This is a genomic window from Psychrobacter halotolerans, assembly GCF_039680845.1.
Classification (GTDB): domain Bacteria; phylum Pseudomonadota; class Gammaproteobacteria; order Pseudomonadales; family Moraxellaceae; genus Psychrobacter.
Window position 1 is genome coordinate 115,276 of sequence record NZ_JBDKWD010000001.1, and the last position, 25,994, is coordinate 141,269.

Annotated in this window: 21 protein-coding genes and 2 riboswitches; of the genes, 9 read left to right on the forward strand and 12 right to left on the reverse strand. The window is 44.4% G+C overall.

Going from position 1 to position 25,994, the window contains the following annotated elements; translation table 11 throughout:
- The first annotated feature begins 11 nt into the window (after positions 1-11).
- Positions 12-146, forward strand: coding sequence for a hypothetical protein (locus AAJP47_RS00490; protein ID WP_346715954.1), 135 nt, complete (start codon positions 12-14; stop codon positions 144-146).
- 894 nt (positions 147-1,040) lie between these two features.
- Here the strand turns inward: AAJP47_RS00490 and AAJP47_RS00495 are convergent.
- From AAJP47_RS00495 to AAJP47_RS00505, 3 genes are all read right to left on the reverse strand, one after another.
- Complete coding sequence (locus tag AAJP47_RS00495; RefSeq protein WP_346715955.1) at positions 1,041-2,483, reverse strand: APC family permease; 1,443 nt, start codon at positions 2,481-2,483, stop codon at positions 1,041-1,043.
- Positions 2,484-2,784: 301 nt separating this feature from the next.
- The gene (gabT, locus tag AAJP47_RS00500) at positions 2,785-4,047 is read right to left on the reverse strand and encodes a 4-aminobutyrate--2-oxoglutarate transaminase (RefSeq protein ID WP_346715956.1); all 1,263 of its coding nucleotides are present in this window, start codon (positions 4,045-4,047) and stop codon (positions 2,785-2,787) included.
- Positions 4,048-4,220: 173 nt separating this feature from the next.
- Positions 4,221-5,699, reverse strand: a complete 1,479-nt coding sequence (locus AAJP47_RS00505) for an NAD-dependent succinate-semialdehyde dehydrogenase (RefSeq protein ID WP_346715957.1) — start codon at positions 5,697-5,699, stop codon at positions 4,221-4,223.
- Positions 5,700-5,948: 249 nt separating this feature from the next.
- On the opposite strand from AAJP47_RS00505, the gene AAJP47_RS00510 reads away from it, so the two are divergent.
- Complete coding sequence (locus AAJP47_RS00510) at positions 5,949-6,719, forward strand: IclR family transcriptional regulator (RefSeq protein WP_346715958.1); 771 nt, start codon at positions 5,949-5,951, stop codon at positions 6,717-6,719.
- A gap of 79 nt (positions 6,720-6,798) precedes the next feature.
- Here AAJP47_RS00510 and AAJP47_RS00515 read toward each other — a convergent pair whose 3' ends face one another.
- Positions 6,799-8,052 carry a CaiB/BaiF CoA transferase family protein gene (locus tag AAJP47_RS00515; RefSeq protein ID WP_346715959.1) on the reverse strand — a complete coding sequence of 418 codons (1,254 nt, stop codon included), beginning with the start codon at positions 8,050-8,052 and terminating at the stop codon, positions 6,799-6,801.
- Between the two features lie 278 nt (positions 8,053-8,330).
- Entirely contained in the window at positions 8,331-9,515 is a 1,185-nt protein-coding gene (locus AAJP47_RS00520) for an acyl-CoA dehydrogenase (RefSeq protein WP_346715960.1), read from the reverse strand.
- A 169-nt stretch (positions 9,516-9,684) separates the two neighbouring features.
- Here AAJP47_RS00520 and AAJP47_RS00525 point away from each other — a divergent pair, with 169 nt between their 5' ends.
- Positions 9,685-10,512 (forward strand): IclR family transcriptional regulator, encoded by an 828-nt coding sequence (locus AAJP47_RS00525; protein ID WP_346715961.1) that lies wholly within the window; start codon positions 9,685-9,687, stop codon positions 10,510-10,512.
- Here AAJP47_RS00525 and AAJP47_RS00530 read toward each other — a convergent pair.
- From AAJP47_RS00530 to AAJP47_RS00540, 3 genes are all read right to left on the reverse strand, one after another.
- Positions 10,509-10,910 carry a hypothetical protein gene (locus AAJP47_RS00530; protein WP_346715962.1) on the reverse strand — a complete coding sequence of 134 codons (402 nt, stop codon included), beginning with the start codon at positions 10,908-10,910 and terminating at the stop codon, positions 10,509-10,511. The two genes, AAJP47_RS00525 and AAJP47_RS00530, sit on opposite strands and share 4 nt — an antisense overlap.
- A gap of 61 nt (positions 10,911-10,971) precedes the next feature.
- Complete coding sequence (gene rtcR / locus AAJP47_RS00535; protein WP_346716547.1) at positions 10,972-12,675, reverse strand: RNA repair transcriptional activator RtcR; 1,704 nt, start codon at positions 12,673-12,675, stop codon at positions 10,972-10,974.
- A 73-nt stretch (positions 12,676-12,748) separates the two neighbouring features.
- Positions 12,749-13,699 carry an alpha/beta hydrolase family protein gene (locus tag AAJP47_RS00540; RefSeq protein ID WP_346715963.1) on the reverse strand — a complete coding sequence of 317 codons (951 nt, stop codon included), beginning with the start codon at positions 13,697-13,699 and terminating at the stop codon, positions 12,749-12,751.
- A gap of 356 nt (positions 13,700-14,055) precedes the next feature.
- On the opposite strand from AAJP47_RS00540, the gene AAJP47_RS00545 reads away from it, so the two are divergent.
- The 6 genes from AAJP47_RS00545 (at position 14,056) to AAJP47_RS00570 (ending at position 21,359) form a co-directional block, all read left to right on the forward strand.
- Positions 14,056-15,288 carry an RtcB family protein gene (locus AAJP47_RS00545; protein WP_346715964.1) on the forward strand — a complete coding sequence of 411 codons (1,233 nt, stop codon included), beginning with the start codon at positions 14,056-14,058 and terminating at the stop codon, positions 15,286-15,288.
- Positions 15,289-15,390: 102 nt separating this feature from the next.
- The gene (locus tag AAJP47_RS00550; RefSeq protein ID WP_346715965.1) at positions 15,391-16,293 is read left to right on the forward strand and encodes a hypothetical protein; all 903 of its coding nucleotides are present in this window, start codon (positions 15,391-15,393) and stop codon (positions 16,291-16,293) included.
- A gap of 103 nt (positions 16,294-16,396) precedes the next feature.
- Positions 16,397-16,855, forward strand: a complete 459-nt coding sequence (locus tag AAJP47_RS00555; protein WP_346715966.1) for a DIP1984 family protein — start codon at positions 16,397-16,399, stop codon at positions 16,853-16,855.
- Positions 16,856-17,198: 343 nt separating this feature from the next.
- The gene (gene rtcA / locus AAJP47_RS00560; protein WP_346715967.1) at positions 17,199-18,314 is read left to right on the forward strand and encodes an RNA 3'-terminal phosphate cyclase; all 1,116 of its coding nucleotides are present in this window, start codon (positions 17,199-17,201) and stop codon (positions 18,312-18,314) included.
- Between the two features lie 204 nt (positions 18,315-18,518).
- Complete coding sequence (locus tag AAJP47_RS00565; protein ID WP_346715968.1) at positions 18,519-20,327, forward strand: FMN-binding glutamate synthase family protein; 1,809 nt, start codon at positions 18,519-18,521, stop codon at positions 20,325-20,327.
- Positions 20,328-20,543: 216 nt separating this feature from the next.
- Entirely contained in the window at positions 20,544-21,359 is an 816-nt protein-coding gene (locus AAJP47_RS00570; protein ID WP_346715969.1) for a phosphodiester glycosidase family protein, read from the forward strand.
- A 103-nt stretch (positions 21,360-21,462) separates the two neighbouring features.
- On the opposite strand, the gene AAJP47_RS00575 is transcribed toward AAJP47_RS00570, so the two are convergent.
- The 4 genes from AAJP47_RS00575 to AAJP47_RS00590 all read right to left on the reverse strand — a co-directional run bounded on the left by AAJP47_RS00575 (position 21,463) and on the right by AAJP47_RS00590 (position 25,330).
- Entirely contained in the window at positions 21,463-22,686 is a 1,224-nt protein-coding gene (locus tag AAJP47_RS00575; RefSeq protein WP_346715970.1) for a vWA domain-containing protein, read from the reverse strand.
- Positions 22,687-22,884: 198 nt separating this feature from the next.
- Positions 22,885-23,748, reverse strand: coding sequence for an AAA family ATPase (locus tag AAJP47_RS00580; protein ID WP_346715971.1), 864 nt, complete (start codon positions 23,746-23,748; stop codon positions 22,885-22,887).
- Positions 23,749-24,107: 359 nt separating this feature from the next.
- Positions 24,108-24,734 (reverse strand): hypothetical protein, encoded by a 627-nt coding sequence (locus AAJP47_RS00585; protein ID WP_346715972.1) that lies wholly within the window; start codon positions 24,732-24,734, stop codon positions 24,108-24,110.
- A 275-nt stretch (positions 24,735-25,009) separates the two neighbouring features.
- Positions 25,010-25,330 (reverse strand): YcgL domain-containing protein, encoded by a 321-nt coding sequence (locus AAJP47_RS00590; RefSeq protein ID WP_346715973.1) that lies wholly within the window; start codon positions 25,328-25,330, stop codon positions 25,010-25,012.
- 239 nt (positions 25,331-25,569) lie between these two features.
- Positions 25,570-25,732: riboswitch (glycine riboswitch) on the forward strand.
- A 54-nt stretch (positions 25,733-25,786) separates the two neighbouring features.
- Positions 25,787-25,972, forward strand: a riboswitch (glycine riboswitch).
- Positions 25,973-25,994 lie beyond the last annotated feature (22 nt).

Below are 25,994 nucleotides of genomic sequence, written 5' to 3' on the forward strand. Positions count from 1 at the left end.
ACAACGAAACGTTGGTCGATACTCTAACGCTTGAGCCTGCTGATAGAGACACTAAAGTACAACTGCTCAAACAAGTGCCGAAAAAAGATGATACATCAAAGATGATTGAAGGTTCAAAAGCTGCGCCAGACCATAATACATTGTAAGCCTAGGACAAATCACTGAGCAGTTAATAACTCATCAGACGCTACTTTAAAAAAAACGTTATTTCCATCTCTAACAATAGAAAGAAAAAACAAGGTAACAGATCGCATCACACTTCTTATTCAGCATTAAAAATCTATGACTGACCCTATGTAATCGATAAAATCAAAACATGACGGGTAAAGATAAAATCGATATACAACCTATAATCGGTCTCTTTATCTAAATCTTAAATGCAGAATTAAGTTTTAAGTCTTTATTAATAAAAAGCTAGTATGGATATTATATTAAAGAGAACCATGCATCATTGACTGGATGATTTTCTGCATTAAAACGGACGTATATCCCTTCATTATCTTTTGTCGCGTACCAGCACTCATCGTTCGAACCAACGTTTATTTGGAAAAATTTATCGTTTATAATGCTGCCAACAGTATAAACACAACCTTCCAAAAAAAAATCATTGCCACAAGTGCATTTCAACTTATCTCCACTTCTAATCATACATTTGTCCTCCGTGACCTTATAAAAGTAAACAAGCGTCGTCAATTCTACTTCTATACTTGCAAATGTCAATAAATGAATATAGTCTTATTATAATAATTACAAAAGTATAACGTAATTAACTATTTAATTAACAAGAGATAGAAATGGTAAGCATTTCATAAAAGTAGCGAATAATTGTTTTATAACACTCAATTTTCTACTCTATAACTAACACGAAAAGTAGATACTACCTCGTTTCAAGCCTAAATTCATATTATGGTAGAAAACGAAACTACCGCTGGCCTTTAACAAAAAAAGTGAGTCTCGTTAGTTGCATTTAAAAATAACAAAAAAGCCCAACGTTTAACGTTAGGCTTTTTTGTTAGAGGACAGTGTTTTATAAAAAGGATTTATTTCTTATAAGGATTTTCTTTCAACCATTGCTGATTAGCGATTTTTAATTCATGCAGCTCATGATCCATGATCTCTTTACTCTTACCAGGATTTTTCATTGTTGCATAACCGTACAATACCCCACCAAGTACTGTCCAACCAAGGAAGATCCACCACTCAATAGCGACGAGTGCTGATGGCATACCCGGTAAATAAAGGGCCAACATGCCAAGACTGAGAATAATGGTAATGACACCGACCAATTTACCTGCTGGCACTTTAAACGGACGGACCATCTCAGGCTCACGATAACGCAAGGCTAAAAACGATAGCGCTACGCAGGTATAAGCGATGACAATACCAAACCCGCCTGCGTCAACAATCCAGACCAGCATTTTGCGACCAAATAGCGGTGCTAGTGTCGCAAGGCCACCAATCAATAAGATGGCATTGACTGGGGTATTGTATTTAGGATGCAGCTTGCACAAGAACTGTGGCAACATATGCGTTTTACCCATCGCATATAGTAAGCGGCTACCACCAATCAAAAAGGCATTCCAGCTCGATAAAATACCGAGCACACCGCCAATAACCAGTAAGGTACCTGCCCATTGACCATTCCAAGCATTGGTCATGGCATCCGCCGTTGCCAATGTTGAATCTTGCGCTTGTAACAGTGGTAACGTCTTGCCCACACTCCAAGCGACCGCCACATACCAAAGCACAGCGATAATAATAGAGATAATCAGAAACTTACCAATATTTGGGCGGGTCAGATTAATTTCTTCTGCCGCTTGCGGAATCACGTCGAAGCCGACGAATAAGAACGGTACCATTACCATCACGGTCATGATGCCGCCCATACCACCAATAAAGTTAGGCGCTTGTACCGAATTCGAGGTTTCAGGGTTAAATAGTAACGCGCCAACGAACAGTAATATACCAACGAGAAAAATACCCACGACCGCCAGTTTTTGGAACCAAGCGCTGACTTCCATACCACGTATATTAAGCCATGTGACAATCACTGAGCCCAGCATCCCGACCGCGACCCATGTGGCATAGACGTCCCAGCCAGCAATATTCCAAAGATAACCTTGGCTATAATTGGGAATGATATATTCGACCACGGTAGGCAGTGCCACCGCCTCAAACGCGACGACAGAAAAATAACCAAACAAAATACTCCACGAACAGATGAAGGAGACATTCACCCCCAATGCCCGGTGCGTATAAGTGTGCTCACCCCCTGTAATCGGCATGGATGCGGCCAGCTCAGCGTAGGTCACACCAATTAAGACCACCACAAGACCGCCAATCAAAAAGGCACTAATAGCGCCCCATATACCTGCCGAGATAATCCAGCTACCCGCCAGTACGACCCAGCCCCAACCAACCATCGCCCCAAATGCCAACGCAATGATATCAAACACACCTAACGATTTTTTTAATTCAGACATAACCCACTCCTTGTCTGTGTGTAATCCGTGTGAACCTTTGACAGTTACACTATTTCTGTTTAATGCGATAGCACCATCGTATTTACTATGTATGCCGTTTTTTGTAAAAACGGTTATTCGCTATTTATTTGACTCTCAAATAAAAAAAACGGCGTCTTGATTTGCAAGGCGCCGTTCAGAAACACACTCTACATGAGTGCCACGAGGGCTGCCTTGCCGTTATCTTCAATACAATTTTTAACCAAAATCGATGTTTGATTAAAAGCGATCCATCGCTAAAACAAATGACACTTTGTAATTATTAGGCCGTTAAGATGCCTTTGATAATATCAAGGCCTTCTTGTAGTACTTCATCTTCTACCGTCAATGGAACCATCACACGAATAGCGTTGCCATACATGCCGCAAGACGCTAATAGCAAGCCTTGCTCAAATGATTTGGCTTTTAGATTGGCCGTTGCCTCAGTATCAGGTTTGCCATCACTATCAACCAAGTCAAACGCCAACATCGCACCTTTATGACGAATATTACCAATGCTGCTTAGATTAAGACCTTTTAAGAACGACTCGATCTTGTCACCAATCTCAACACTACGCTCAAGCAAGTTCTCTTCTTCAATAACTTCGATGACAGCAAGCGCAGCCACACAAGCCAGTGGATTGCCAGAGTACGTACCACCCAAACCACCAACTTGCGGCGCATCCATAATATCAGCACGGCCGATGACCGCAGAGATAGGATAACCCCCTGCCAAACTCTTGGCACTGGTCATTAGATCAGGCTCAACGCCCAACTGCTCACTCGCAAACAACGTACCTGTACGCGCAAAACCACACTGTACTTCGTCAAAAATAAGAACAATGCCATGCTCATCACAGATCTCGCGTAGCGCTTTGGCAAATGATGGGGTTACTTGATGAAAACCGCCTTCACCTTGTATTGGCTCAACGATCATCGCTGCCACTTCACTAGGATCAATATCCGCTTGGAATATCATCTCAAGGCTGTGCAGTGCTTGCGCCTCTGTCACGTTCAACTCTTCGGCAGGGAAAAGCGCGTGAAATACAGGGCCTGGCATCGGGCCAAAGTTCTTTTTGTATGGCAGCACTTTACCTGTCAAGCTCATGCACATTAAAGTACGGCCATGCCAGCCCCCAACGAAAGAGATGACACCTGGACGACCTGTTTTAGCACGCGCAATTTTGATACAGTTTTCGACTGCTTCTGCGCCCGTGGTCAAAAAGACGGCTTTTTTAGGACCCGTGATAGGCGCTTTTTCACACAGCTTTTCAGCCAAATCCACGTAGCACTCATAACTGATCATTTGCGCGGCGGTGTGCGTGAATTTGTCCAATTGCTCATGCACACGCTGAGTAATTTTTGGATGGCTATGACCGGTGTTTAATACTGAGATACCACCGACAAAATCGATATAGCGATTGCCTTCAACATCCCAAACTTCTGAATTCTTTGCTTTTTCTGCAAAGATAGGAAAAGCAACCCCTAGTCCTGTTGGTAACACAGCTTTGCGGCGCTCAAGTAATGATTGATTGGTAGTCGTCATGGGAATGTCCTTCTGTTTATAGGTAACATAAGTGCCATTTAGAGTAATTGGCGTTTTATTTGATACTTAATAGATAGTTGCGGTGTCTGTGTGAGACAAAACACCACAAATACCCAAAATGTTTTGCTAAGTATTGAACCAGCCAGCTATTTGGCTAACGAATATCAGGCTTATTAACTGATATCAGAACACCAGTATTTGGTCACCACGTAGTCTTCAATGCCATATTTTGAGCCTTCACGGCCAAAGCCAGACTGCTTCACACCACCAAAAGGGGCCACTTCTGTAGAAATCAGACCCGTGTTGTGACCAACAATGCCGTATTCGAGTGCTTCGGTTACGCGCCATGAGCGAGCATAACCCCCACTATAGAAGTAAGCGGCCAAACCATAGATGGTGTCATTAGCGGCACGGATGACTTCCTCTTCCTCTTTAAAGGTAAAGATCGTTGCGATAGGCCCAAAAATCTCCTCAGAGGCAATGTCCATATCACTATTGATGTCAGTAATCACCGTTGGATTGTAAGCCAGTTCTGAAGCATCGTTTGTGCTACCACCTGTGACCAACGTCGCTCCTTTGTCTAGCGCATCTTTTAGCAAGGCTTGGACTTTTTCTAGGGCTTTTTTATTAATCAATGGCCCAATATCAACGCCCTCATCCATGCCATTACCGACCTTCAGCTCAGCCACTTTTTTGACAAATACGTCTAGGAATTTATCTTTAATGCTGTCTTGGACGTAGACACGGTTAGCACAAACACAGGTTTGACCCGCGTTGCGATATTTAGAAGCAATTAAGCCTTCAGCCGCTTTTTCGAGATCAGCATCATCAAAGACGATAAATGGCGCGTTGCCGCCAAGCTCCAACGAGAGTTTTTTGATGGTTGGCGCACACTGAGCCATCAAGGTACGACCCACTTCAGTAGAACCTGTAAATGACAGTTTATGAATGCGTGCATCACCCGTTAAGATATCGCCAATGGTGGATGATTTGCCAGTAACCACTTGGATAACGCCCGCTGGGATACCTGCTTGTTCGGCCAACACCCCTAATGCCAAGGCAGAGAATGGGGTTTCGGTTGCAGGTTTCACGATAATCGTACAGCCTGCCGCTAGTGCGGGTGCCACTTTACGAGTGATCATCGCCGCAGGAAAGTTCCAAGGCGTAATCGCGGCACACACACCGACGGGCTGTTTTAAGATGACATGGCGCAGTTGTGTTTGATTGGCAGGAATGACATCACCATAAACGCGTTTGCCTTCCTCTGCAAACCAGCGAATAAAGCTATTGGCATAGCCCACTTCGCCGCGTGATTCGGTCAAAGGCTTGCCTTGTTCGGCGGTCATGATGATAGCAAGATCTTCTTTATTGGCGTCAATGAGATCTGCCCATTTCTGCATGAGCTCTGCCCGCTCTTTGGCGGTTTTGGCTGCCCAAGTGACTTGTACGTCATGAGCGTAAGCGACGGCATCATTGACGTCTTCTGTCGTCAGACTTGGTACGGTACCAATGATATCGCCATTAAAAGGATTGCTCACATCAATATTGGTCTGGTCATTGGCGTTGTACCAACCGTCTTTGATGAAGCACTGCTGTTTAAGTAGGTCTGGATTTGATAACTGTTTTGATAACTGTAGCGTAGGTTGTGACATCTGAACGCTCCTTGTTTTTTAAGTGTGGGGTATTTATCAAGTTAAAAACACAGCGATAAATAAAAAGTTGGGGCTAAAATAACGATTGATAATACGTAATTTGTTCAATATACTGAACATAAATTCTATATATGAGACATCATTATAAGAATGAACGTCTTATATTTGCAACCCCTAATATCATTTCTGTTATTATTTCTTATTTTTTATTCATATCTTCTTTATTTTATTCACTTTTATAGGTTACTTATGAGCTTGACTGCCGTTCCTGCACTAGACAAAACGTTTCAGATTCTAGATTTGATTACCGACAGCTTACAGCCTTTGACGGCGGCTTATATTGCCAAAGAATTAAAACTCCCCCGTAGCTCAACTCACAATATTTTGCAGAGCTTATTGGCCAAGCATGTGATTTATAAAGATGCGGAAAACCGCTTTCATTTAGGGTCTTATTTGATGTATTGGGCTGGAAAATACGAGCAGCAGCAAGGCGTTATACAGTTATTCAAAGAGCTTATTGTGCAATATCCTATCTTGCTACAGCATACGGTTACCTTGTCTAAACTGGATTTGGGAGAAGTCGTGTTTTTGGCCTGTCATGAAACGCCAGCGCCGCTTGGGTTTACCTTTCGCGCAGGTGTACGCGTGCCCGCCGTGTTTTCGGCAACGGGTAAAGCCATGCTATCAACGCTATCTATGGAAAATATAAAGTCCATGTATGCGGCAGGTTTTCCTGCACCCATGACACCGCGCGGCGTCGATAATTTTGATGGTTTATCCGTTGAGCTTGACGCCATCAGAGACAGTCGAATCTCTCTCGATGATGGACAATTGCGGGAAGGAATGTACTGCTTAGGCACGTATATTTTGAACGCATCGGGCAATGCGATTGCTGGCATGGCTGTCAGTTTTTTGCAGGGGGAGTATGATGCCAAGCGCGCTGAGGTCAGTGCCGCTCTGATTGGGTTGGCTGAACAAATGGAGCAACGTTTGGGGTTTTGCTCTAACGAGGCGAAGTGATGTGATAATGTCACTATATGGGTCGTGTCGTTCATGACCCATATAATGCAATCAGAGATGAATCGGTTTTAAGAAAACATCAAACAATACCATCGGCTTTAAGCTTGGCAATCGTGTCACTATCATAGCCCAAATCAGTCAGCGTGCTCTCGGTATGCTCGCTCAAGCGCGGTGGCGGCATCCGGTAAGTGACAGGCGATTCCGATAATTTAATAGGACTACCGAGCGCTCTGACAGGACTGCCAATCGCTTTAAAATCAACAATCATCTCCCGTGCTTTTGCTTGTGGCATCGCCAACGCTTCAGCGACATTATGGATGGCACCGCAAGGTATACCTGCCCGATCCAACACTTCCAACCAGTACGCGCGTGGTTGCTGGGCAAACTGTTTGGTAAGGGCATCGCACAGTATGCTGCGATGCGCCACACGGGCAGGATTGGTCATAAAGCGGCTGTCCGTATGCCAATCGACACCAAGTACATCGCACAATTTGGCAAACTGCTGATCGTTGCCGCAAGCCAAGATAAAGTGCGCCTGACCTTCAGCCGCAAACACTTGATAAGGCACAATATTGGGATGCTCATTGCCCAAGCGCGGTGGTACGTTGTCTGATGCCAGATGATTCATGCCGACATTGGCCAACATTGCCAGCGCACTGTCTAAAAGTGCCACATCGACCTGTTGTCCAAGTCCCGTATGGTGGCGCGCCAAGAGCGCTGCTTGAATACCAATCGTCAGCTGCAAGCCTGCAAACAAATCAACGACGGCTACGCCCACCTTATGTGGTTCACCATCGCTTGGGCCAGTGATACTCATCAGCCCTGACAAGCCTTGGATAATATAATCATAGCCAGGGCGTGCCGCATCTGGCCCTGTCTGCCCAAATCCCGTTAATGAGGCATAAATCAGGCGCGGATGGTCTTGTTTTAAGCTGTCGTAATCTAAGCCGTATTTTTTTAGACCGCCCACTTTAAAATTCTCCACCACGATGTCGCTATCGGCAATAAGCTGCTTAATAATCGTTTGACCTGCTGGCGTGGTAATGTCGACGGTGAGAGATTTTTTATTGCGATTGATCGTGGCGTAATAAGCGGAGGTATCATCGCTAAATGTCGGCGGTGCCCAGTGGCGAGTTTCATCACCAACACGCGGGCGCTCAACCTTGATAACGTCAGCGCCCAGATCAGCCAATACTTGGGTACAAGAAGGCCCTGCCAATACTCTTGATAGATCCAGCACTTTGATACCCTGCAATGCGCTTTGCGCCGCGCCCTTATTAGCAATATCAGCCGTGGCTGCAATTAATAATGGGTCAATCGTATCGACCGTCATAACATTCCCTTAGCGTGTCGCTTTTTCTGTACTGCTTCAACGTAAACTTACTCTGCGTCCTTTATCTTTAAAACATCAATACACCTGAAAGTATCAATAAGGATAAATAAGCAGCGAGTAATTGTGAAAAAACGTACGAAACTGCCTGTTAATGCTTTATAAAAAGCCACGCAGTCACGTACGTCTTCATGTAAAACTGTCTGTTTTGTGATTGGCTAATACTCATCAGTCCCGTAAGACAACCAAGTAAAATCAAGCAAGACAGTCAAGTAGCCTTATTAATAAAACGCTTGAATGCCCGTTTGTGCGCGTCCTAAGATAAGTGCATGAATATCGTGCGTGCCTTCGTAGGTATTGACGGCTTCTAAATTTAGGACGTGACGGATGATGTGGAACTCATCAGAGATACCATTACCGCCATGCATATCACGAGCGATACGAGCGATATCCAGCGCCTTGCCACAGTTATTGCGTTTAATGAGTGAGATCATCTCAGGAGCGGCGTTGTCTTCATCCATCAAACGGCCGACACGTAGCGCGGCTTGTAAACCAAGCGCAATCTCTGTTTGCATATTGGCAAGCTTTAACTGTACCAGCTGCGTCGCTGCTAGCGGACGACCAAACTGTTTACGATCTAACGTGTACTGACGAGCGGCTTTCCAGCAGAATTCTGCCGCACCCATTGAGCCCCACGCAATGCCATAGCGGGCTTTGTTTAAACAGCCAAACGGCCCTTTTAATCCGCGAATATCTGGGAAAGCATTGGCTTCAGGAACGAATACTTTGTCCATCACGATCTCACCGGTGACTGACGCACGCAATGAGAATTTGCCTTCGATCTTCGGTGCGGACAATCCTTTCATGCCTTTTTCTAACACAAAACCGCGAATATCGTCCGCATCGTCTTTTGCCCACACCACAAACACATCCGCGATAGGACTGTTGGTAATCCACATCTTATTACCCGTCAGCTCATAGCCGCCGTCCACAGCACGCGCACGCGTCGACATCGATGAGGGGTCTGAACCTGAATCCGGCTCGGTCAAACCAAAGCAGCCGACATATTCACCCGTGGCAAGTTTTGGCAAATACTTCTCTCTTTGTTCTTCGGTGCCATACGCCCAGATCGGATGCATCACTAGGCTCGACTGCACGCTCATCGCTGATCGATAACCGGAATCGACCGCTTCCACTTCCTTGGCAATCAGACCATAAGCCACACTTGACAAGCCTGCACAGCCATAGCCATCAATCGTCACGCCAAGCAGACCCATTTCTCCCATTTGGCGCATGATATTGCGATCAAAATTTTCACGACGGTTGGCATCAACAATGCCTGGCATTAGCTCTTTTTGAAAAAACTGATGGGCACTTTCGGCCACCATACGCTCTTCGTCGGTTAGCTGATTGCGCAATAAAAAAGGATCTTCCCAATCAAAACGTGGGCTGGTTGATGTAGCCATGTGTCTCTCCTTGATATCAGTCTTCCTGACTGATGATAAATACGATAGACAGCGTTAAGAGAATATTGACTTTCTAATTCCGCTGTGCGAAACTTAGTTTCACAATAATTACTATTTAAACAAAATTCATTCTCTCTGTAAACCTTTATTGAAAAAAGATAGGAATCACATGACACAATCTTCCTCAACACCTTTGCCGTTACTGGATCGAATGGATAGCCTTCTTAACGACAGCAAAGATGGTAATGATCGGCAATTTGTGACCGCCCTTGGACGCGGATTAATGCTACTTGCCGCTTTTGAGCATCATCATGCGCTCAGTCATCAGCAGTTATGTCAGATGACCAAACTACCCAAAGCAACCATTACCCGTCTTATTCATACCTTGGTGATGCTTGGGTTTTTACGCACCACAGAACACGGACAGTACCAACTGGGCAGTAGTGCGGTCAGACTGAGCGCCACCGCATGGAGCCGTCATGATATGGTCACCTCCGCTGAACCCTTATTACGGCAATTCGCTAGCGAAAATGAAGTGTCAGTGAATTTGGCAATGGAAGTCGAAGGGGAGATGCGCTATCACGCTTGTTGCCGTAGTCCTGCCCGCCTCTCAGTCAATTTGCAAGCTGGCTCAGCAGTACCCGTTGCCTATACGGCGATTGGACGGGCTTTTTATGCCGTAAGCTCACCCGCGAGACAAGCTGTCATTCGCAATAATTTACAAGAAAATGCCTCAGAAGAAGGTTACCACCGCGCGCAAGCTGCTTTAAATGAAGCAGTTAAACACTATAAAGAACATGGCTATACGCTCTCCGACGGTGAGTTTTCTCATGATATATTGGCGGTAGCGGTTGGGGTCTTTGATGTCGCAACTGGACAGTATACATACTCTTTAAATGCCAGTGTGCCACGAGCGAACTGGGATGCAGCTGAATATAGAGCGATGATTGTGCCAAAATTGCAGGCGTTGGCTGAACGGATTGGTAGTGGGGTTTAAAGCGGTTGATAGTGAGCATTTTTGACGTCGTAGACCATTACTGAACCATCTGAACTAATCTGGTAGCGGTCACGTACATGAGTGATCTCAGGGTCGCCACCACAGGTTTCATCGTGAATCTCAATAGCAGCAAAATCCCAAACTGCTGCTATGGTATCCTCAGCTATATCACTCGCTTTATTACCCTCAAGACGAAACTTTAAACAGTCAAGATCTGCGACTCGATGCTTCTTTAAAGCAATGAGCAACAATTCGAATGCAGTCTGCTTAGTAATGTCTGTCATCACAGTCGAATTATCTACGATTGGGTTAATCATTTGCTCTGATTGAGATGCTGAATGACAAGCCGTCAACGATACCACTAGAATAACAAGAGAGATTGACTTGAAAGAGTTCATATAAATTTCCTTGATACCGTAGTTAATGTCAGCAGTAAGGTTATGGGAAAGCTACTATCAACTACCCCAACTCATCAAACTTAAGCCCAAACTTCATTAAATACTTACGCAAGCGGTCACTATCATTGGGGTTTTTAAGCTTATCGCGTGAGTTGGCATACAGATAACGCCCTGCCGCCGCTTGGTTCTTATGATTAATACACACTTCAATCACATATGCTAATTGCACTGCCTCAAAAGGATCAATTGTCGTCAAGGTTTCTTCATCAAGGTATTGGCTCAAAATATTGCCGCTACCCTGCTCGATGGTCTTAGTGTCTAAATCGATTTTAAATTTATTATTACTTAGGCTATTTTTTATCTCATTATTAAAATGGTTTGTGACACCTAAGTTATTGGATAAGCCCCAAAGATACGTTAAGCGGTCGATCTCCGCCTGTACGTCATCTACTCGTATTACTTTGCTCTCAGCCAATGTGGTCAGACGAACCATACTGGCGGTTAAATCACGAAAATTCCCTTGCCATGTCGCCTCAGAACTTGTGGCAAAATTTTCATAAAGTTCTCTCGCCTCTGGTGCAAAACGATACTGCTGCTGTTGCTCACTACCCAAACGTGCCAGCTCATAGTCGATATTGGCAGGTAAATCCTCCAGCCTGTCTTTTAATGACGGTAAAAAGAACGTCCACGTGTTCAAGCGTGCAAACAAATCAGCGCGAAATGTACCATCAGCAACGGCTTGTCTCAGGTCCTTATTGGTGCCCGCCATCAACTGAAACGAGACAGTAATCGACGTATCACTACCGAGCGGATAAAAGCGCTGCTCCTCTAATGCAGTGAGTAACATCGCTTGTTCATCCAGACCCAACTCGCCAATCTCATCTAGGAATAACAAACCACCATCGGCTGATTTTAGTAAACCTTCCCGACTCGATGCTGCGCCCGTGAATGCGCCCTTCACATGACCGAATAATACACTCATGGCCGTATCACCGCGCAAAGTCGCGCAATTGACTTCAATAAATTTATCAAGCGAGGATTTACCTTGGCCACTACTGCTGGCTTTGGCTTTTTTTAGTGTATAAATTTGGCCTGCCAGTTGCGACTTACCTGCTCCCGTCGCGCCCATCAGGAGTATTGGCGCGGTCGAGCGCGTCGCAACCTTTTCGATATCAGATATTAGCTTTTGATAAGCGGCGTTTTGGGTGACTAGATTGGCTTGCAGTGTTTGCCAATGCTGCTGTTTTTCGGCCTCAAAACGTTCGCGCAAGCCATCATAGCGCGAGACATCCAAGTCAATCACTTGATAGCGACCTTGTGGATCGGCTTGATCAGGTCTTGGACAAGGCGAAGTTTGAATCAAATCTGCTGGGATAAAACCTGCTTCTACCAGTAGAAACCAGCAAATCTGCGCCACGTGCGTGCCCGTTGTTAGATGCAGCAAATAGTCCGTACTGTCCTGAAAATCAAACGCTGCTACAAAGTCATATAGCTCAGCATAAACCTCGGCAAAATCCCACGGACTCGATAGCGCCACATGATGACCGATCACATTGGTATACGGACTGACTTGCGCCATGTCATCGACGATTATCTTAAACAGGCGTTTGTCGCGTTTGCTATATAAGATATGCAGCTCATCGACGAGTAACTCATCGTGTAGACCGAGACTCACGGTTGGACGCCAGCGTTGCCAGCGGTTTTCATTAAAACCATTGTCTAATGTGGTGCCGAGGAAGCCGATAACGGCAGTTTTGTTACCCATCATATTTGTCTCATTCAAAAGGCTTTTTTCTAATGGCTATTATCTCTCATTCGCTGTAATTAAGAGTAGCGCCTTAAAACGCCGTCGTCTTATCATCAACATTGATGCTGATAGGTTGATCCGCCATAATCTGCTGGGCAATATGGCGATTGATAGGATACAGCACACTAAAGTGATCGTGATTGGGAATAAAGGCGCAGTGCAACATCGGGTTTTTATGACACATCGGTTTTAGGTCTCTGTAGTTGCTACTAAGACTTTTGCCCTCAATGATCCATGTTGGCACTTTGATATCTTGAATCCAGCGCGTAGGCGCCCGTAACTCAACCTCTCGCTGTTTATCCCCTTTATCAAAATTCACGTCTTGAAGAAACATCGTCTCTTGAGTCGCCCCAAAGCTGATCACTTCTTTAAATAAATTAGGATGAGTGCTGCTCGCCACCTCACTGACCAACAGCGCCAATGTACCGCCCGTGCTGTGCCCGCCTAGATAAATCCGATTACTATCCACATATGACAATGTCGCCAGATACTGTGCAGCGGCAATAACATCGTTGACCTCACCGTAGTTCACTTCGATATGACCCGCATTATCATTGCCACCTCGTAGGGTTGGAAACATCATAACGACACCAGCATCACGATACGGACTCGCGGTTTGATCGTTACTCTTAGCCCCTTTACGCCAAAAATCTGCCAGTGTATTGGACTCGCCGCCCGTCAGCCAGACGATGGCAGGATGCTTTTTCTCATCAGCGGGATCAGGCGTGACAAAAGCCGCTAAGCTCATCGCGTCACTATCGTACTGTACCGCCTCAAACAATCGTGGCGGCGGCACAGGCAATGGCATTTGAATCATAGGTTCAGCTTTTACTGTCGTCTGATAATGATTGTGCAATGATGCCAGCGTAGGCTTGCCAGCGATACATGTATTCATCATAGCGCCAGACAACAGCGTTGCCATTATTGTAAACAGTACATGACGGCATAAGGTCCGTCTTTCTAAACTAATGCGTTTATTCATATTCTGATTGTCCAATAACACGAATGCTGAGTGATAAATTCTAGAGGAGTTTAGCAATAAGGTTTAAGTGCGTTCCAATATTTTGGCTAATAACGTTTTAATGATAGTAGACGGTATTGCTAAATTTTATTTTATATAATAAATACTATAAAAGTAGAATATTTTATAAACTACTTTTCATATAATTTTAATGTTTATTTTCTAAAAATTTAGATAATAATATTTTTAATAATAATATCATATGCTTAATATATAACATCCTATACAGATAATTATTGGCACACTCTTCGCATTATAAGATATAGGAAAATAAATTATTTTTGAAAGCCAATATTTAAAAAGTTAAGGAATTACTCATGCAACCAACGAATCATAATGTTATTCAAGACGGTGGTACACCGATCAGACTTTGGACAAAGGGCGTTCCTGTCGATCCAAAAGCACACGACCAGCTTATCAAAGCCTCGCAAATGCCTTTTATCTATAAGTGGCTGGCAGTAATGCCTGACGTACATGTTGGGATTGGTGCGACCATCGGTACAGTCCTGCCAACCAAAGAAGCGATTATCCCTGCGGCTGTCGGTGTCGATATTGGCTGCGGCATGATGGCGGTACAAACGACGCTGACCGCTGATGACTTGCCTGATAACTTGCGCGGTCTGCGTACCGAGCTTGAAAAGGCTATTCCACACGGTCGTAGCAAAACTCGTGGACGCGGTTCTCGTCGTGATGTGGGCGCTTGGACAAATCCTGATAACACCGTCAAAGATGGCTGGGGTACGTTGGTCGATGATTTTAATTATCTGACTCAAAAGCATCCTAAACTTAAAAACACCAATAATCTAACGCACCTAGGTACGCTTGGTACGGGCAACCATTTTGTAGAAGTGTGCTTGGATGAGACCAATCAAGTGTGGATCATGCTACATTCAGGCTCGCGCGGCGTGGGTAATGCCATCGGTCGCTACTTTATTGAGTTGGCGCGTGAGGACATGCGTAAGTGGTTTATCAACTTGCCTGATAAGGATTTGGCGTACTTTACTGAAGGGACAGAACACTTTGATGATTACTGGTTTGCGGTCGGCTGGGCGCAGCGTTTCGCCTTTAAAAACCGTGAAATCATGATGGAAAAAGCAATCAAAGCACTTCGCCAAATTGTGACGAAGCCGTTTGATGCTAAAGTGAAAGCGGTGAACTGTCATCATAATTATGTGGACAAAGAAGAGCACTACGGCGAGGAAGTATTTGTTACGCGTAAAGGCGCGGTACGTGCTCGCGTTGGTGAATACGGTATCATTCCGGGATCAATGGGTGCGAAATCCTTTATTGTGCGCGGTAAAGGCAACGAGGAATCGTTTTGCTCTTGCTCGCATGGCGCAGGTCGCGTGATGTCACGTACTCAGGCAAAACAGGAATTTACGGTTGCTGATCAAATCGCGCAAACTGAGGGCGTAGAATGCCGCAAAGACAGCGATGTGATTGATGAGATTCCAGCGGCTTATAAGAATATTGATGATGTGATGAAAGCGCAAAGCGACTTGGTAGAAGTGGTGCATACCTTGCGGCAGGTGGTTTGTGTTAAAGGATAAACATGAGATATTTAGAAAATATATAACCTCAAAAGTTGATTCCACATTTCATAATATAAATTTAAAATAAAATCATCCACATTAAAAACAAGGTAATTAATCATGACTAATGCCGTAAAAGAGATTGAAAGTCATTTAGAGTCGAAAATAAAGACAGCTTGCAATAACTTTTTATTATCTAAAGGCTGGAGCTCTACGTTACCCAATACCTACGAATTAAGTCTAGTTAAGTATTTAGATTTTATAGACATATTGAGCATTAAAGATAAATCTTGGCAGTGCGTAGAGCTTCCGAACCTAGAATACCCTCCCGACCTAAAGACTGGTTATGAAAACCTTAAAAAAGCTCTTACTAATGGAAAGGATATTGACAAATACATGAGCAAAGGTATTTTCAGAGGAAATAATGATGCTATGTTTAATGACTGGGGAATACTTCATTTTCATCTTGGTAGCCAACTAGATAATACAGGAAAATATATTGAACGAACTAAAGAGTTAGTATTTATAAGATTTTATGAAGAAAATGCTTATATTATTGCCATTGGTAAACATGGGGATTGGACAAAACAAAATCTGATAGAGAAACTTGAAAACCATGCACCCAACTCGATTAGTCATGGTTTAATTAATATTATGGATGTTTCCAGTTCTGTTTCAGATACAGATTTAGATTTATTGAGGAAAAAGAAAGCAAACTCAGCTATCAAACTACCTAGTGGAAATTCTTACATGTCAATCAATAGTGGCTATTCTATAAGCGGTAATAAGACAACTAGCTCAATAGGATTAGCTGCAGTTAGTCACTATATTCATAAGTTAGCCAAGCTGATCTTACATAATAATCCAAGTATAGATATTGATGAACTTGCTCTCTATAACTTTAAACTAAGTGATACAAATTGGGGATATATAGTTAAAGGAGTCGCGTTTGTTAATATAAAGAATGGCAAGTTTCTTTATTCTACAGATAGCGAAACTCAATACTCTGAAAAACTGTCATAACATCAAATAAAAAGTAAGTGCATTACTGATAAATAATTATTTTTCCTGATGTTAAATATATATAGAAATATCTGAAGTAAATTAGGACTATAAGGACAAAAACATGAAACTCGCAGAAGCCCTACTGATCCGTAGCGATATGCAAAAAAAGCTGGCACAGATCAAAGGACGCATTCGCAGCAATGTCAAAGTCCAAGAAGGTGATACGCCAAACGAAGACCCAAATGCAATGATGATCGATGCCAGCCAAATCATTACCGAATTGAGCGTGTTGATTGAGCGTATTCACCGCACTAATGCCATCGCTCAGACCAATGACGGTCAATCGATGCTGACACTATTGATCGAGCGTGATACGTTAGAGATGCGTCACAAGTTATTGATTGAAGCGATTGAAGCCACCGACACCGAGGTTGATCGTTATAGCCCACGCGAGATTAAGTGGCATGTCATGGTCTCGGTCGCAGGCTTACAAAAACAAGCCGACGATATCGCGATGAAACTGCGCAAGATTAACCTTGTCATTCAAGCCAATAACTGGCAGATTGACCTTGTTGAATAATTATTTTTAAATCACAGTTTTAGAATTTTCTGCCAGTTTACATTAGGCTGGCAGACTCCCCTTTTGGAACCGACTGGGCGAGTGTCAGACCCCAAACCGCCACAGCAGGGGGTTGAAAACATACTGTAGTGGCTGCTACGCGTTGCGGGCAAACGCTTTTATCACAACTTATGCCCCGTACCCGTCACTTGACACAATGCACCATTTAGACCTTACCACCAGACACTGACAGTCGGTTTCAATCTTATTATTCATGTGCCTCGATACTTTTCGGGTCGCATTTTATTGTCTCCTTATTAAGAACATCACGGCACAATAACCCCAAACCATAAAGACATTTATCATGCCAGCACCAATACAAAAACTCTTAAAAATCGACGGCAGCACAGGCGAAGGCGGCGGCCAGATCATCCGTACGGCGCTGTCCTTATCGATGCTGACTGGTATGCCAATTGAAATAATCAATATCCGCGCAGGACGTGCCAAACCCGGATTGATGCGCCAGCATTTGGTTTGTCTGCAAGCTTCGCAAGTAATATCGGACGCGGCGGTGACGGGCGCGCATTTGGGTAGTACGGCGTTTAGTTTTAGCCCAAGCACCATTAAATCAGGTGATTATACCTTTGATATTGGATCGGCAGGCAGTACCAGTCTGGTGCTGCAAACGCTATTGCCTGCCCTACTTTTTGCCAATACTGATGAACGCACAAAATCAACCGTCACAATCAAAGGCGGTACGCACAATCCACTCGCGCCGACCACGGATTTTTTAACGGGGGTTTTTGTTCCGGCACTTGCGAAATTGGGCATGCAAGTGAATATCGATTTGCAGCAAGCAGGATTTGCGCCCATCGGTGGTGGATCGATTAAAGCGACCATAGCGCCGTTTTTACGCCGTGCGAATACGCCACCATTTAAACTTACCGAACGTGGCGAGTTGGTTAATATCAATTTGGTCGCAAGCGTGCTTAATTTGGAATACGACATTTGCAAACGGGAGCTTGCCAGCGCACAAGCAGCGTTGATCGAATCGGGCATTGATAAGGCGCTGATTACTACTCAAAGTCATAAATTGCATGGCATCGGCGAAGGTAATACCTGTTATGCGCAAGTTACGCACACAGTTGACGAGCCACCTACTCATAAAACGGGTACTCAAAAGCCGCATCAAGAGATGTTTACCTTGCTTGGAGAAAAACGCAGCTCAGCAGAAAACATGGGCAGCCGCTTAGCAGGATTGGTTAAGCGTTATTTGTTCAACACCCATGCGCTAGTTGATGAATACTTAACCGATCAGCTGCTCTTGCCACTCGCCTCGTCTGGTGGCGGTGAGTTTAGCTCGCGTATGATTAGTGGTCATACCGAAACGCAAGCGTGGCTCATTGAGCAGTTTTTACCTGTTCAGATTATATTTGATACTATTGATAACGAGAAAACATTGGTCAAAATTAATGCTTAAAACGATCATTACTTACAAGCCAGCTTCGCACACTGTTACTCAATTACTGCGGTATCGCGACACCATCCGTGTATGATAAAGGCGATAAATTTGCATGCTTTATTTGCGTTCAATCACGATGATACAGACAAGGCTATTTTGGCCTATTTTTTTGAATCGTTTTTGTCTTTTTTACTATTGATGCCATGACTATTGAGTGTTTTTATGCCCCAATCCCGTACCAATCTAAATCCTGAACCCAAGACCAGCTCTCCTTACTTACTGGGTCTATTGTTGCGCTATAGCACTTTTGGTGCGGCAATATTGATCCTATTAGCTGGTCTGTTACTGACGAATTGGTGGCTGATCGTGATTGGTGGATTCGGGGTTGCACTTGGTATTTATGACTTGGTTCAGTCCAAGCACTCTGTTTTGACCAACTATCCTGTTGCTGGGCATATTCGTTATGTGCTCGAAGACTTCCGTCCTGAGATTCGCCAGTATTTGTTAGAAAATGACAAAGAGCAAGTACCATTTTCACGCCAGCAGCGCGCGCTTGTCTATCAACGCGCCAAAAACGTGAGTGATACCAATGCCTTTGGTACGTTGGACAATCTATATGCCAACGGTAAAGAATGGTTTTTACAATCGGCGATTAGTCAGCCGTTAGAAAACAAAGACTTTCGTATCATGGTGGGCGGAGAACGTTGCCAACAGCCCCATGACATGTCGGTGTTCAACATCTCAGCGATGAGTTTTGGAAGCTTGTCTGCCAACGCCATTATGGCGCTCAATCAAGGCGCAAAAATGGGCGGCTTTACCCACGATACAGGCGAGGGCGCAATCAGTCCTTATCACCGCAAGTTCGGTGGTGATTTGACTTGGGAGCTGGGTACAGGTTATTTTGGTTGTCGTGATGATAATGGTAACTTCGACCCTCAGTCTTTTGCTGAAAAAGCGGCCGATCCACAAGTCAAGATGATCGAAATCAAACTGTCACAGGGCGCAAAACCGGGCAAAGGCGGCGTGCTACCCTCAGAGAAAATCACTCAGGAAATCGCTGACACACGCCAAGTACCGACGGGTCAAGATTGCGTCTCACCCTCCTCCCATACGGCATTTAGTACGCCTCGCGAATTGGTCGCCTTTTGGCAGCAGCTCCGCGAGTTATCAGGTGGCAAGCCAGTTGGTTTTAAACTGTGTGTCGGTCAACCTTGGCAGTTTATGGCAATTGTCAAAGCCATGATTGAGACCCAAAACTATCCTGATTTTATTGTCATTGATGGCGCGGAAGGGGGTACGGGCGCAGCTCCCGTTGAGTTTATGGACAACGTTGGTATGCCCATGGTTGAAGGATTTTTATTGGTACACAATACCTTGGTTGGCGCAGGCATTCGTGACAAAATCAAGCTTGGCGTCAGCGGCAAAATTGTCTCAGGGTTTGATATCGCACGTATGATTGCCTTGGGTGCGGACTGGTGTAATTCAGCGCGCGGCTTTATGTTTGCGGTTGGCTGTATTCAATCGCGCTCTTGCCATACCAATACTTGCCCAACAGGCGTGGCCACTCAAGACCCTTATCGTCAAAAAGCCCTAGATGTCCCAAGCAAAGCTGAGCGCGTTGCAAGTTTTCATAAAAATACGCTAAAATCACTCGCCAGTATCGTTGGTGCTGTTGGCCTACAACATCCAAGCCAGCTGCAACCTTATCATATTGCCCGCCGCCTAGATGATGGACAGATTAAGTTATTATCGAAGTTCTTTTATTTTACCGATAAAAACGCCTTACTTGACCAAAGCGCGCGTGCAGATGTGTTTAACCAGATGTGGGTCATGGCAAACCCAGATAGCTTTTTGGCCAATAACGACGCGCTCATTGCTTATAACAAAGACTCGCGCGATAAAGGCAAAGAAACCAGCGCACCAACAGAGCAGAGCCTTGGAACCGGAAGCTTCGAGAGCAACATCGATGGTGGTATGTTAATTGGCAACGTCAATAACACTTTTCGCGACTTTCCACCTAGCAATGACTAACAATACGTAAGCTGCCAGCACTGAAGCTAAGCGTATTTCCATAGTAAATCCACTTTTAAACGCACACAGTACTGCTAGAATAAACATTCTTAGCTTCTGTCAGTAACGGCACAGCAAGCAAGAAAACACTATTCTAGCCGTACGGTTATAATGGTTGTGCCTTTTTTATTTAGAATCGACCCGATCTCATCCCTTATTATAAAAGACCAGTGATTGATGCCAAGTTTTACCCCTAATTTGTCTTTATGGGCAATTGCTCTACTCTCATTTGGCATCAATGCTTGCCAGCCTACAAGTACAGATGCTTCTAATAGCGATACCAAAAACTGGTCATGTCAGTCACAACAATCGCCTTTTGCCTATAGTGCCTGCCATATTCAAGCTGACGCATTAACGAGCGAGCGCTACGCTTTGCAGCTGTTTTGGCAACAACCTGATAGCGCGCAGCCACTACTTACTTTTGATGCGTTATTGGCGACCCTACCTGCCGACCAAACCCTCAGCTTTGCGATGAATGCAGGCATGTATAACGAAAACTACGCCCCTATCGGCTATACCGTTATCAAAGGCGAAGAAAAGCGCGCCTTGAATCTCAAAGAAGGCGGCGGCAATTTCCACCTACTACCCAATGGCGTAATGTGGTGGGATCAGTCTGGTAAGGTGCAAATTACAGAAAGCAATGCCTTCGATAAGCAACGTAAAAACGATGCAGCGCAGCCTTGGTACGCAACCCAGTCTGGCCCAATGCTGGTCATCAACGATGAGATACATCCACAATTTAACCCTGATAGCACGTCCCTCAAAATTCGTAATGGCGCAGGGGTTTGTAGTGATGGCAGCATTCAACTTGTCACCAGCGAGATGCCAGTGACGTTTTATCAGTTTGCGGTGTTATTTAAAGACGAGCTACACTGCCCCAATGCACTATTTTTAGATGGCGGAATTGCCTCAGCATTGTATGCGCCCAGTATCGATAAACAAGACAAAAAAGAGATGGGCGTGATGATTGGCGTGATTGAGCAAAAAAAGTAATACGGTTGAATATCATAAAAAGCCCTTAGCATGACTGATTCATGTGAAGGGCTTTTTGTTTTGCGGGTACGATTTTTTAAGTAGTATTGTCTGTGCAGTAAGATTAGCGCGCCATATAATTGGTCATCTCCTCCACGCCATGTAGCGTCATGGGATACATTTTATTATCGAACAGCTTTTTGATCTCAACGATGGTTTGGGTGTATTGCCAGTACGCGGGCGTTTCAGGATTGAGCCAAGCTACTTTATCAAAGTGATCACGCACCCGCTTTAGCCACACAACCCCTGCTTCATTGTTCATATACTCAACGCTACCGCCCACGGTCATTAGCTCATAAGGGGACATCGAGGCATCACCAACAAAAATCACCCGATACTCTCGGCCATATGTGTTGAGTAAATCAAACGTCGACATCGGAGCGCTGTGGCGGCGGTTGTTGTCTTTCCACACGTAGTCATACAGACAGTTATGAAAATAAAAGAACTCTAGGGTTTTAAACTCATTCTTTGCAGCAGAAAACAGCTTTTCCAGCGCTTCAACATGAATATCCATGCTACCGCCCACATCAAACAGCATCAGCACCTTGACGCGGTTACGACGCTCAGCCTGCATGTGAATATCAAGCACGCCCTTTTTGGCAGTGCGCTTGATGGTTTCATGAATATCAAGTTCATCCGCGCTGCCTGTGCGCGCAAACTGACGCAGGTTACGCAGTGCCATCTGAATTTGACGCGTACCCAGTTGATTGTCATCATCGAGATTGCGGTATTTACGTTGCTCCCACACTTTTGCTGCACTACGTTTGCGAGATTCACCGCCGACACGCACGCCTTCTGGATGATCACCATACGCACCAAATGGTGAGGTTCCACCTGTTCCAACCCATTTATTACCGCCTTGATGGCGCTCTTTTTGTTCTTTTAACCGCTCCTCCAATGCTTTCATTAATTCTTCGAGCGAGCCGTATTTTTTTAACAATCGGCGCTGCTCCTCAGTCAAATTTTTTGGATCGAGCTTTAGATCAAGCCATTCTTTGGGAATGTCTGTCAGCTTAGCCAGCAGCTCATCCATATCAAGGCTATCCACCCCTTCAAAATAATCTGCCATGGCGCGATCAAATTTATCGAAATGGCGCTCGTCTTTGACCATACACAGACGTATCAGTCGATACATATCGTCACGACTAGCAAAAGTGGACAATTCTGGATTTTCAAGATGCGGCTGCATCATCAGCCCTTGATCGAGTGCCGCATTGAGGTCGAGCAGCTCACGCGTGCTGACTGGCACACCATAAGTACGTAGGGTATAGAAGAGTTTGATAAACATAAGAGTCGCATCACTTATTGGCTGATATGGTCGATACTAAATAAAATAAATACATAGCATTATGATGCGTAACTGCTACAAATTTTTCTTGCTTGCTGTGTCGCTGCTGACAGAGGCGACAAAAAATTTGTTCTAGTCCCGCTGTATCTCTTTTATATTTACCGACTATATTGTTACGGATCAAAGGTCTATAGATGCTTAACGGCGCATCATATTGGCAAAACGCTGCAATAAGCTGACATCCGCTTCGTTCTTGAGCAGCGCCCCATACAATGGCGGAATGGATTTTTCGCCGCGTAGATTTTCTTCTAACTCCGCTTGTGCCATATCATCTGCCAGTAATAATGTTAACCAATCGACCAGCTCTGAGGTTGAAGGTGGTTTTTTAAGCCCTTGGATATTGCGCAATTTATAAAAAACATCAAGCGCATCATTGACCAGTTTTTCTTGAATATTGGGAAAATGCACCTCGATGATTTGGCGCATGGTTTCTTCTTCAGGGAAGTCGATGTAGTGGAAAAAACAGCGGCGCAAAAAGGCATCGGGCAGCTCTTTTTCATTGTTTGAGGTGATAATGACGACAGGACGCTGTTCAGCGGTAATGGTCTCACCCGTCTCATAAACATAAAACGACATCTTATCCAGCTCATGTAGTAAGTCATTTGGGAACTCGATATCTGCTTTATCAATCTCATCAATCAATAGCACACTACGTTCTTGACTGGTAAAGGCATCCCACAGTTTACCCGGCTTGATATAATTACCAATCTCATAAACCTTGTCATCACCCAGTTGCGAATCACGCAAACGCGATACGGCGTCGTACTCGTACAGTCCTTGTTCGGCCTTGGTTGTTGATTTGACGTGCCAAGTAATGAGCGGCATGCCTAAACTTTCAGCCACCTCTTCTGCCAATAACGTCTTACCTGTGCCCGGCTCACCTTTAATCAATAATGGCTTTTGTAGTGTCATTGCTGCGTTTACGGCTAATTGCAAATCATCGGTCGCAATATAGCTCTGCGTACCTGTGAAGCTCTTTTTGGTGTTATCAGTCGTCGTCATATTCCGGTCTCATTTATTGTTATACAGTAAAATTTGGAGGCATTTTATAAAGGATCAATAACTATTTAGAGTAGCACAGCCTTGTTCATTGCCAAAATACTCATGCGTTCGCAGTTGCTGCATAGCTGAACCACTTTAAAAAGAGGACGGTTTTACTGGGGTAAAGGTTTTAGAACCTCTGTAACACTTGCGATTATTTGATGAGAAAAATGGTTACCAGTCGAATAATATGCCCATATGCCCATATGCCCATATGCCCATTTTTGAATGTTGGATTAACTATGTGGTTATCCGCCAACACTGACGCACAAAAAAAGACACGCATGGTGTCTTTTTTTTATTTAGAGCGCTCATTGACTTTAGGGCGTATTGGGGTTTTTGTCTACTTGGCTATCTTTTTTTAAACTGACGGCTGTTTCGGAATCAGCCGCTAATGGTGTGGTATTCGGCTGAGCAATCTCAGACGGTTCTTCTAACACCCCATTGTCTGCCAAATAATTGCCTGTGGTCAGCTGCATGGTCGCTTGCGTGTCTTCTGCCGTACGGCGACGCGCTTTGTCCAAGCTTAACTCAAAAGCACCGCGTATGACCTGCCAAATAAAACCAACAAATAAACCGACCACCAACACCACCAATATAGGCAGCATATGAGTAATTGCGCCCGCTGTGTCTTTCATCATAATGGCATAGACCACGCCAATACTGGCTGGAGCAATCACACTAGGATCGCCAAGCGCCGTACCGGGCGCCAATAAGACTGCAAACAGTAGCATCCAGCTCATTCCACCAAGCGGACGCGGTAGCACACGAGCGACCAGCAACCACAATACCAGTACGATGATGACACCGCCAAGATACGCATACATTGGTAAGTCTGCGGGTGGCACGTCTTTTACCATTTGTCCCCACCAAATAGCGATTTCGCCGAGAATATCACTAATGGTTTCTAACGGTAAAAGGTTTACAATATTTTTTAACCAGTCCATGCGCGTTTCATTACCTGCATTTATAAGGGGTGTGACACGTTGGTACATTTAGCAGTGAGTGAAAGGTTTTGTCATACGCTACAATCAGTAAGACCACCTACCTCACAACGCCCACACTTATTAAGGCGTTAGTTTATCACGACTGTCTATCAAAATACATGTGACCAAGTGTTTCGTAGATACTTTGGTCACAGATTTTTAAAGAAACCGTTAAAACCTTATGATAGCCAATAGCGTCAGTGCTTTAAGCCTACCTACTACTTTATATTTGCCTACTAATCGTAAATATTGTCTTGCGCTTCGCGTGCGCGCAGTTCGGCTTGACGACGCATGACGTCTTGCGGTGGCATTTGCACAAAATACCCTTGCGACTGTAGCTTGGTCAGCACCTCTTCCTTATCAACGCGGGCAAGCGATGGTGTGGTCGCCAAATCCAAATGCATGACAAATTGGCTACGGCCTAAGCTGGCACGAAAGTCTTTTGGCAGCACACCCAACCAGTCTTTGATTTCATCGGTATCATCAGGATAATCCGGACGTGCAATATAGACATACATGTCAGCATGTTTGGGAAATTTATAAATATCGCAATGCATAAAAATAACCTATCAGTAACTATGGCTATAGGTTAGCATGTTTTGGACAATCATCAGTAGTTGCTTTGCGTTTTATAATGGTCAAACACGTTGAAATGGCTACCATACAACAATAAAAATTATTCGTTTGATGCCTCGATACAATGACGTCTTATCCTTACAAAAAATGGCGTTGAGCAAAATTATCGATTTTAATGCGACTGATGACTTGTAAAAGCGCTTTGAACCTTTCATAATAAAAGCGTTTTTCAGGAGAGAGTTTGTGGGACAGTGATACTATCAAGTAATACTGTAAAAACACATCGTATCAAACCGCATTGGTTGTACGATCGACTGACCACATAACCACCGAAGGCGCATCCACCCTGCCAATCGCTCAGGTAAAAGGACTGAAAAACACATGTCATTCTTGTTTAATGTGCTGCCATTATTCGCGCATCACTGACAAACAAAAGGCATAACAAATCTGGAGAGCGGTAAGTACGGACGACGTCTTACCCACCGAAGGGGAAAAAATACGCTATCATCCGCTTTAGCAATTGCTAAAGTTTGCGCTTTTAAAGTCTAAGCTTTTAACGCTTATGCTAAAAAACGTTGATGATTCGTGTTGAAAATCTCAGGTCACAGGACAGATAGGGCTTTTGCTTAAACTGACGTTCAGCGT

Excerpts from the sequence above, each read along its gene's own strand:
- AAJP47_RS00495 (WP_346715955.1), bottom strand. The coding sequence starts at position 2,483 with ATGTCTGAATTAAAAAAATCGTTAGGTGTGTTTGATATCATTGCGTTG.
- gabT (WP_346715956.1), bottom strand. The coding sequence starts at position 4,047 with ATGACGACTACCAATCAATCATTACTTGAGCGCCGCAAAGCTGTGTTA.
- AAJP47_RS00505 (WP_346715957.1), bottom strand. The coding sequence starts at position 5,699 with ATGTCACAACCTACGCTACAGTTATCAAAACAGTTATCAAATCCAGAC.
- AAJP47_RS00510 (WP_346715958.1), top strand. The coding sequence starts at position 5,949 with ATGAGCTTGACTGCCGTTCCTGCACTAGACAAAACGTTTCAGATTCTA.
- AAJP47_RS00515 (WP_346715959.1), bottom strand. The coding sequence starts at position 8,052 with ATGACGGTCGATACGATTGACCCATTATTAATTGCAGCCACGGCTGAT.
- AAJP47_RS00520 (WP_346715960.1), bottom strand. The coding sequence starts at position 9,515 with ATGGCTACATCAACCAGCCCACGTTTTGATTGGGAAGATCCTTTTTTA.
- AAJP47_RS00525 (WP_346715961.1), top strand. The coding sequence starts at position 9,685 with ATGACACAATCTTCCTCAACACCTTTGCCGTTACTGGATCGAATGGAT.
- AAJP47_RS00530 (WP_346715962.1), bottom strand. The coding sequence starts at position 10,910 with ATGAACTCTTTCAAGTCAATCTCTCTTGTTATTCTAGTGGTATCGTTG.
- rtcR (WP_346716547.1), bottom strand. The coding sequence starts at position 12,675 with ATGGGTAACAAAACTGCCGTTATCGGCTTCCTCGGCACCACATTAGAC.
- AAJP47_RS00540 (WP_346715963.1), bottom strand. The coding sequence starts at position 13,699 with ATGAATAAACGCATTAGTTTAGAAAGACGGACCTTATGCCGTCATGTA.
- AAJP47_RS00545 (WP_346715964.1), top strand. The coding sequence starts at position 14,056 with ATGCAACCAACGAATCATAATGTTATTCAAGACGGTGGTACACCGATC.
- AAJP47_RS00550 (WP_346715965.1), top strand. The coding sequence starts at position 15,391 with ATGACTAATGCCGTAAAAGAGATTGAAAGTCATTTAGAGTCGAAAATA.
- AAJP47_RS00555 (WP_346715966.1), top strand. The coding sequence starts at position 16,397 with ATGAAACTCGCAGAAGCCCTACTGATCCGTAGCGATATGCAAAAAAAG.
- rtcA (WP_346715967.1), top strand. The coding sequence starts at position 17,199 with ATGCCAGCACCAATACAAAAACTCTTAAAAATCGACGGCAGCACAGGC.
- AAJP47_RS00565 (WP_346715968.1), top strand. The coding sequence starts at position 18,519 with ATGCCCCAATCCCGTACCAATCTAAATCCTGAACCCAAGACCAGCTCT.
- AAJP47_RS00570 (WP_346715969.1), top strand. The coding sequence starts at position 20,544 with ATGCCAAGTTTTACCCCTAATTTGTCTTTATGGGCAATTGCTCTACTC.
- AAJP47_RS00575 (WP_346715970.1), bottom strand. The coding sequence starts at position 22,686 with ATGTTTATCAAACTCTTCTATACCCTACGTACTTATGGTGTGCCAGTC.
- AAJP47_RS00580 (WP_346715971.1), bottom strand. The coding sequence starts at position 23,748 with ATGACGACGACTGATAACACCAAAAAGAGCTTCACAGGTACGCAGAGC.
- AAJP47_RS00585 (WP_346715972.1), bottom strand. The coding sequence starts at position 24,734 with ATGGACTGGTTAAAAAATATTGTAAACCTTTTACCGTTAGAAACCATT.
- AAJP47_RS00590 (WP_346715973.1), bottom strand. The coding sequence starts at position 25,330 with ATGCATTGCGATATTTATAAATTTCCCAAACATGCTGACATGTATGTC.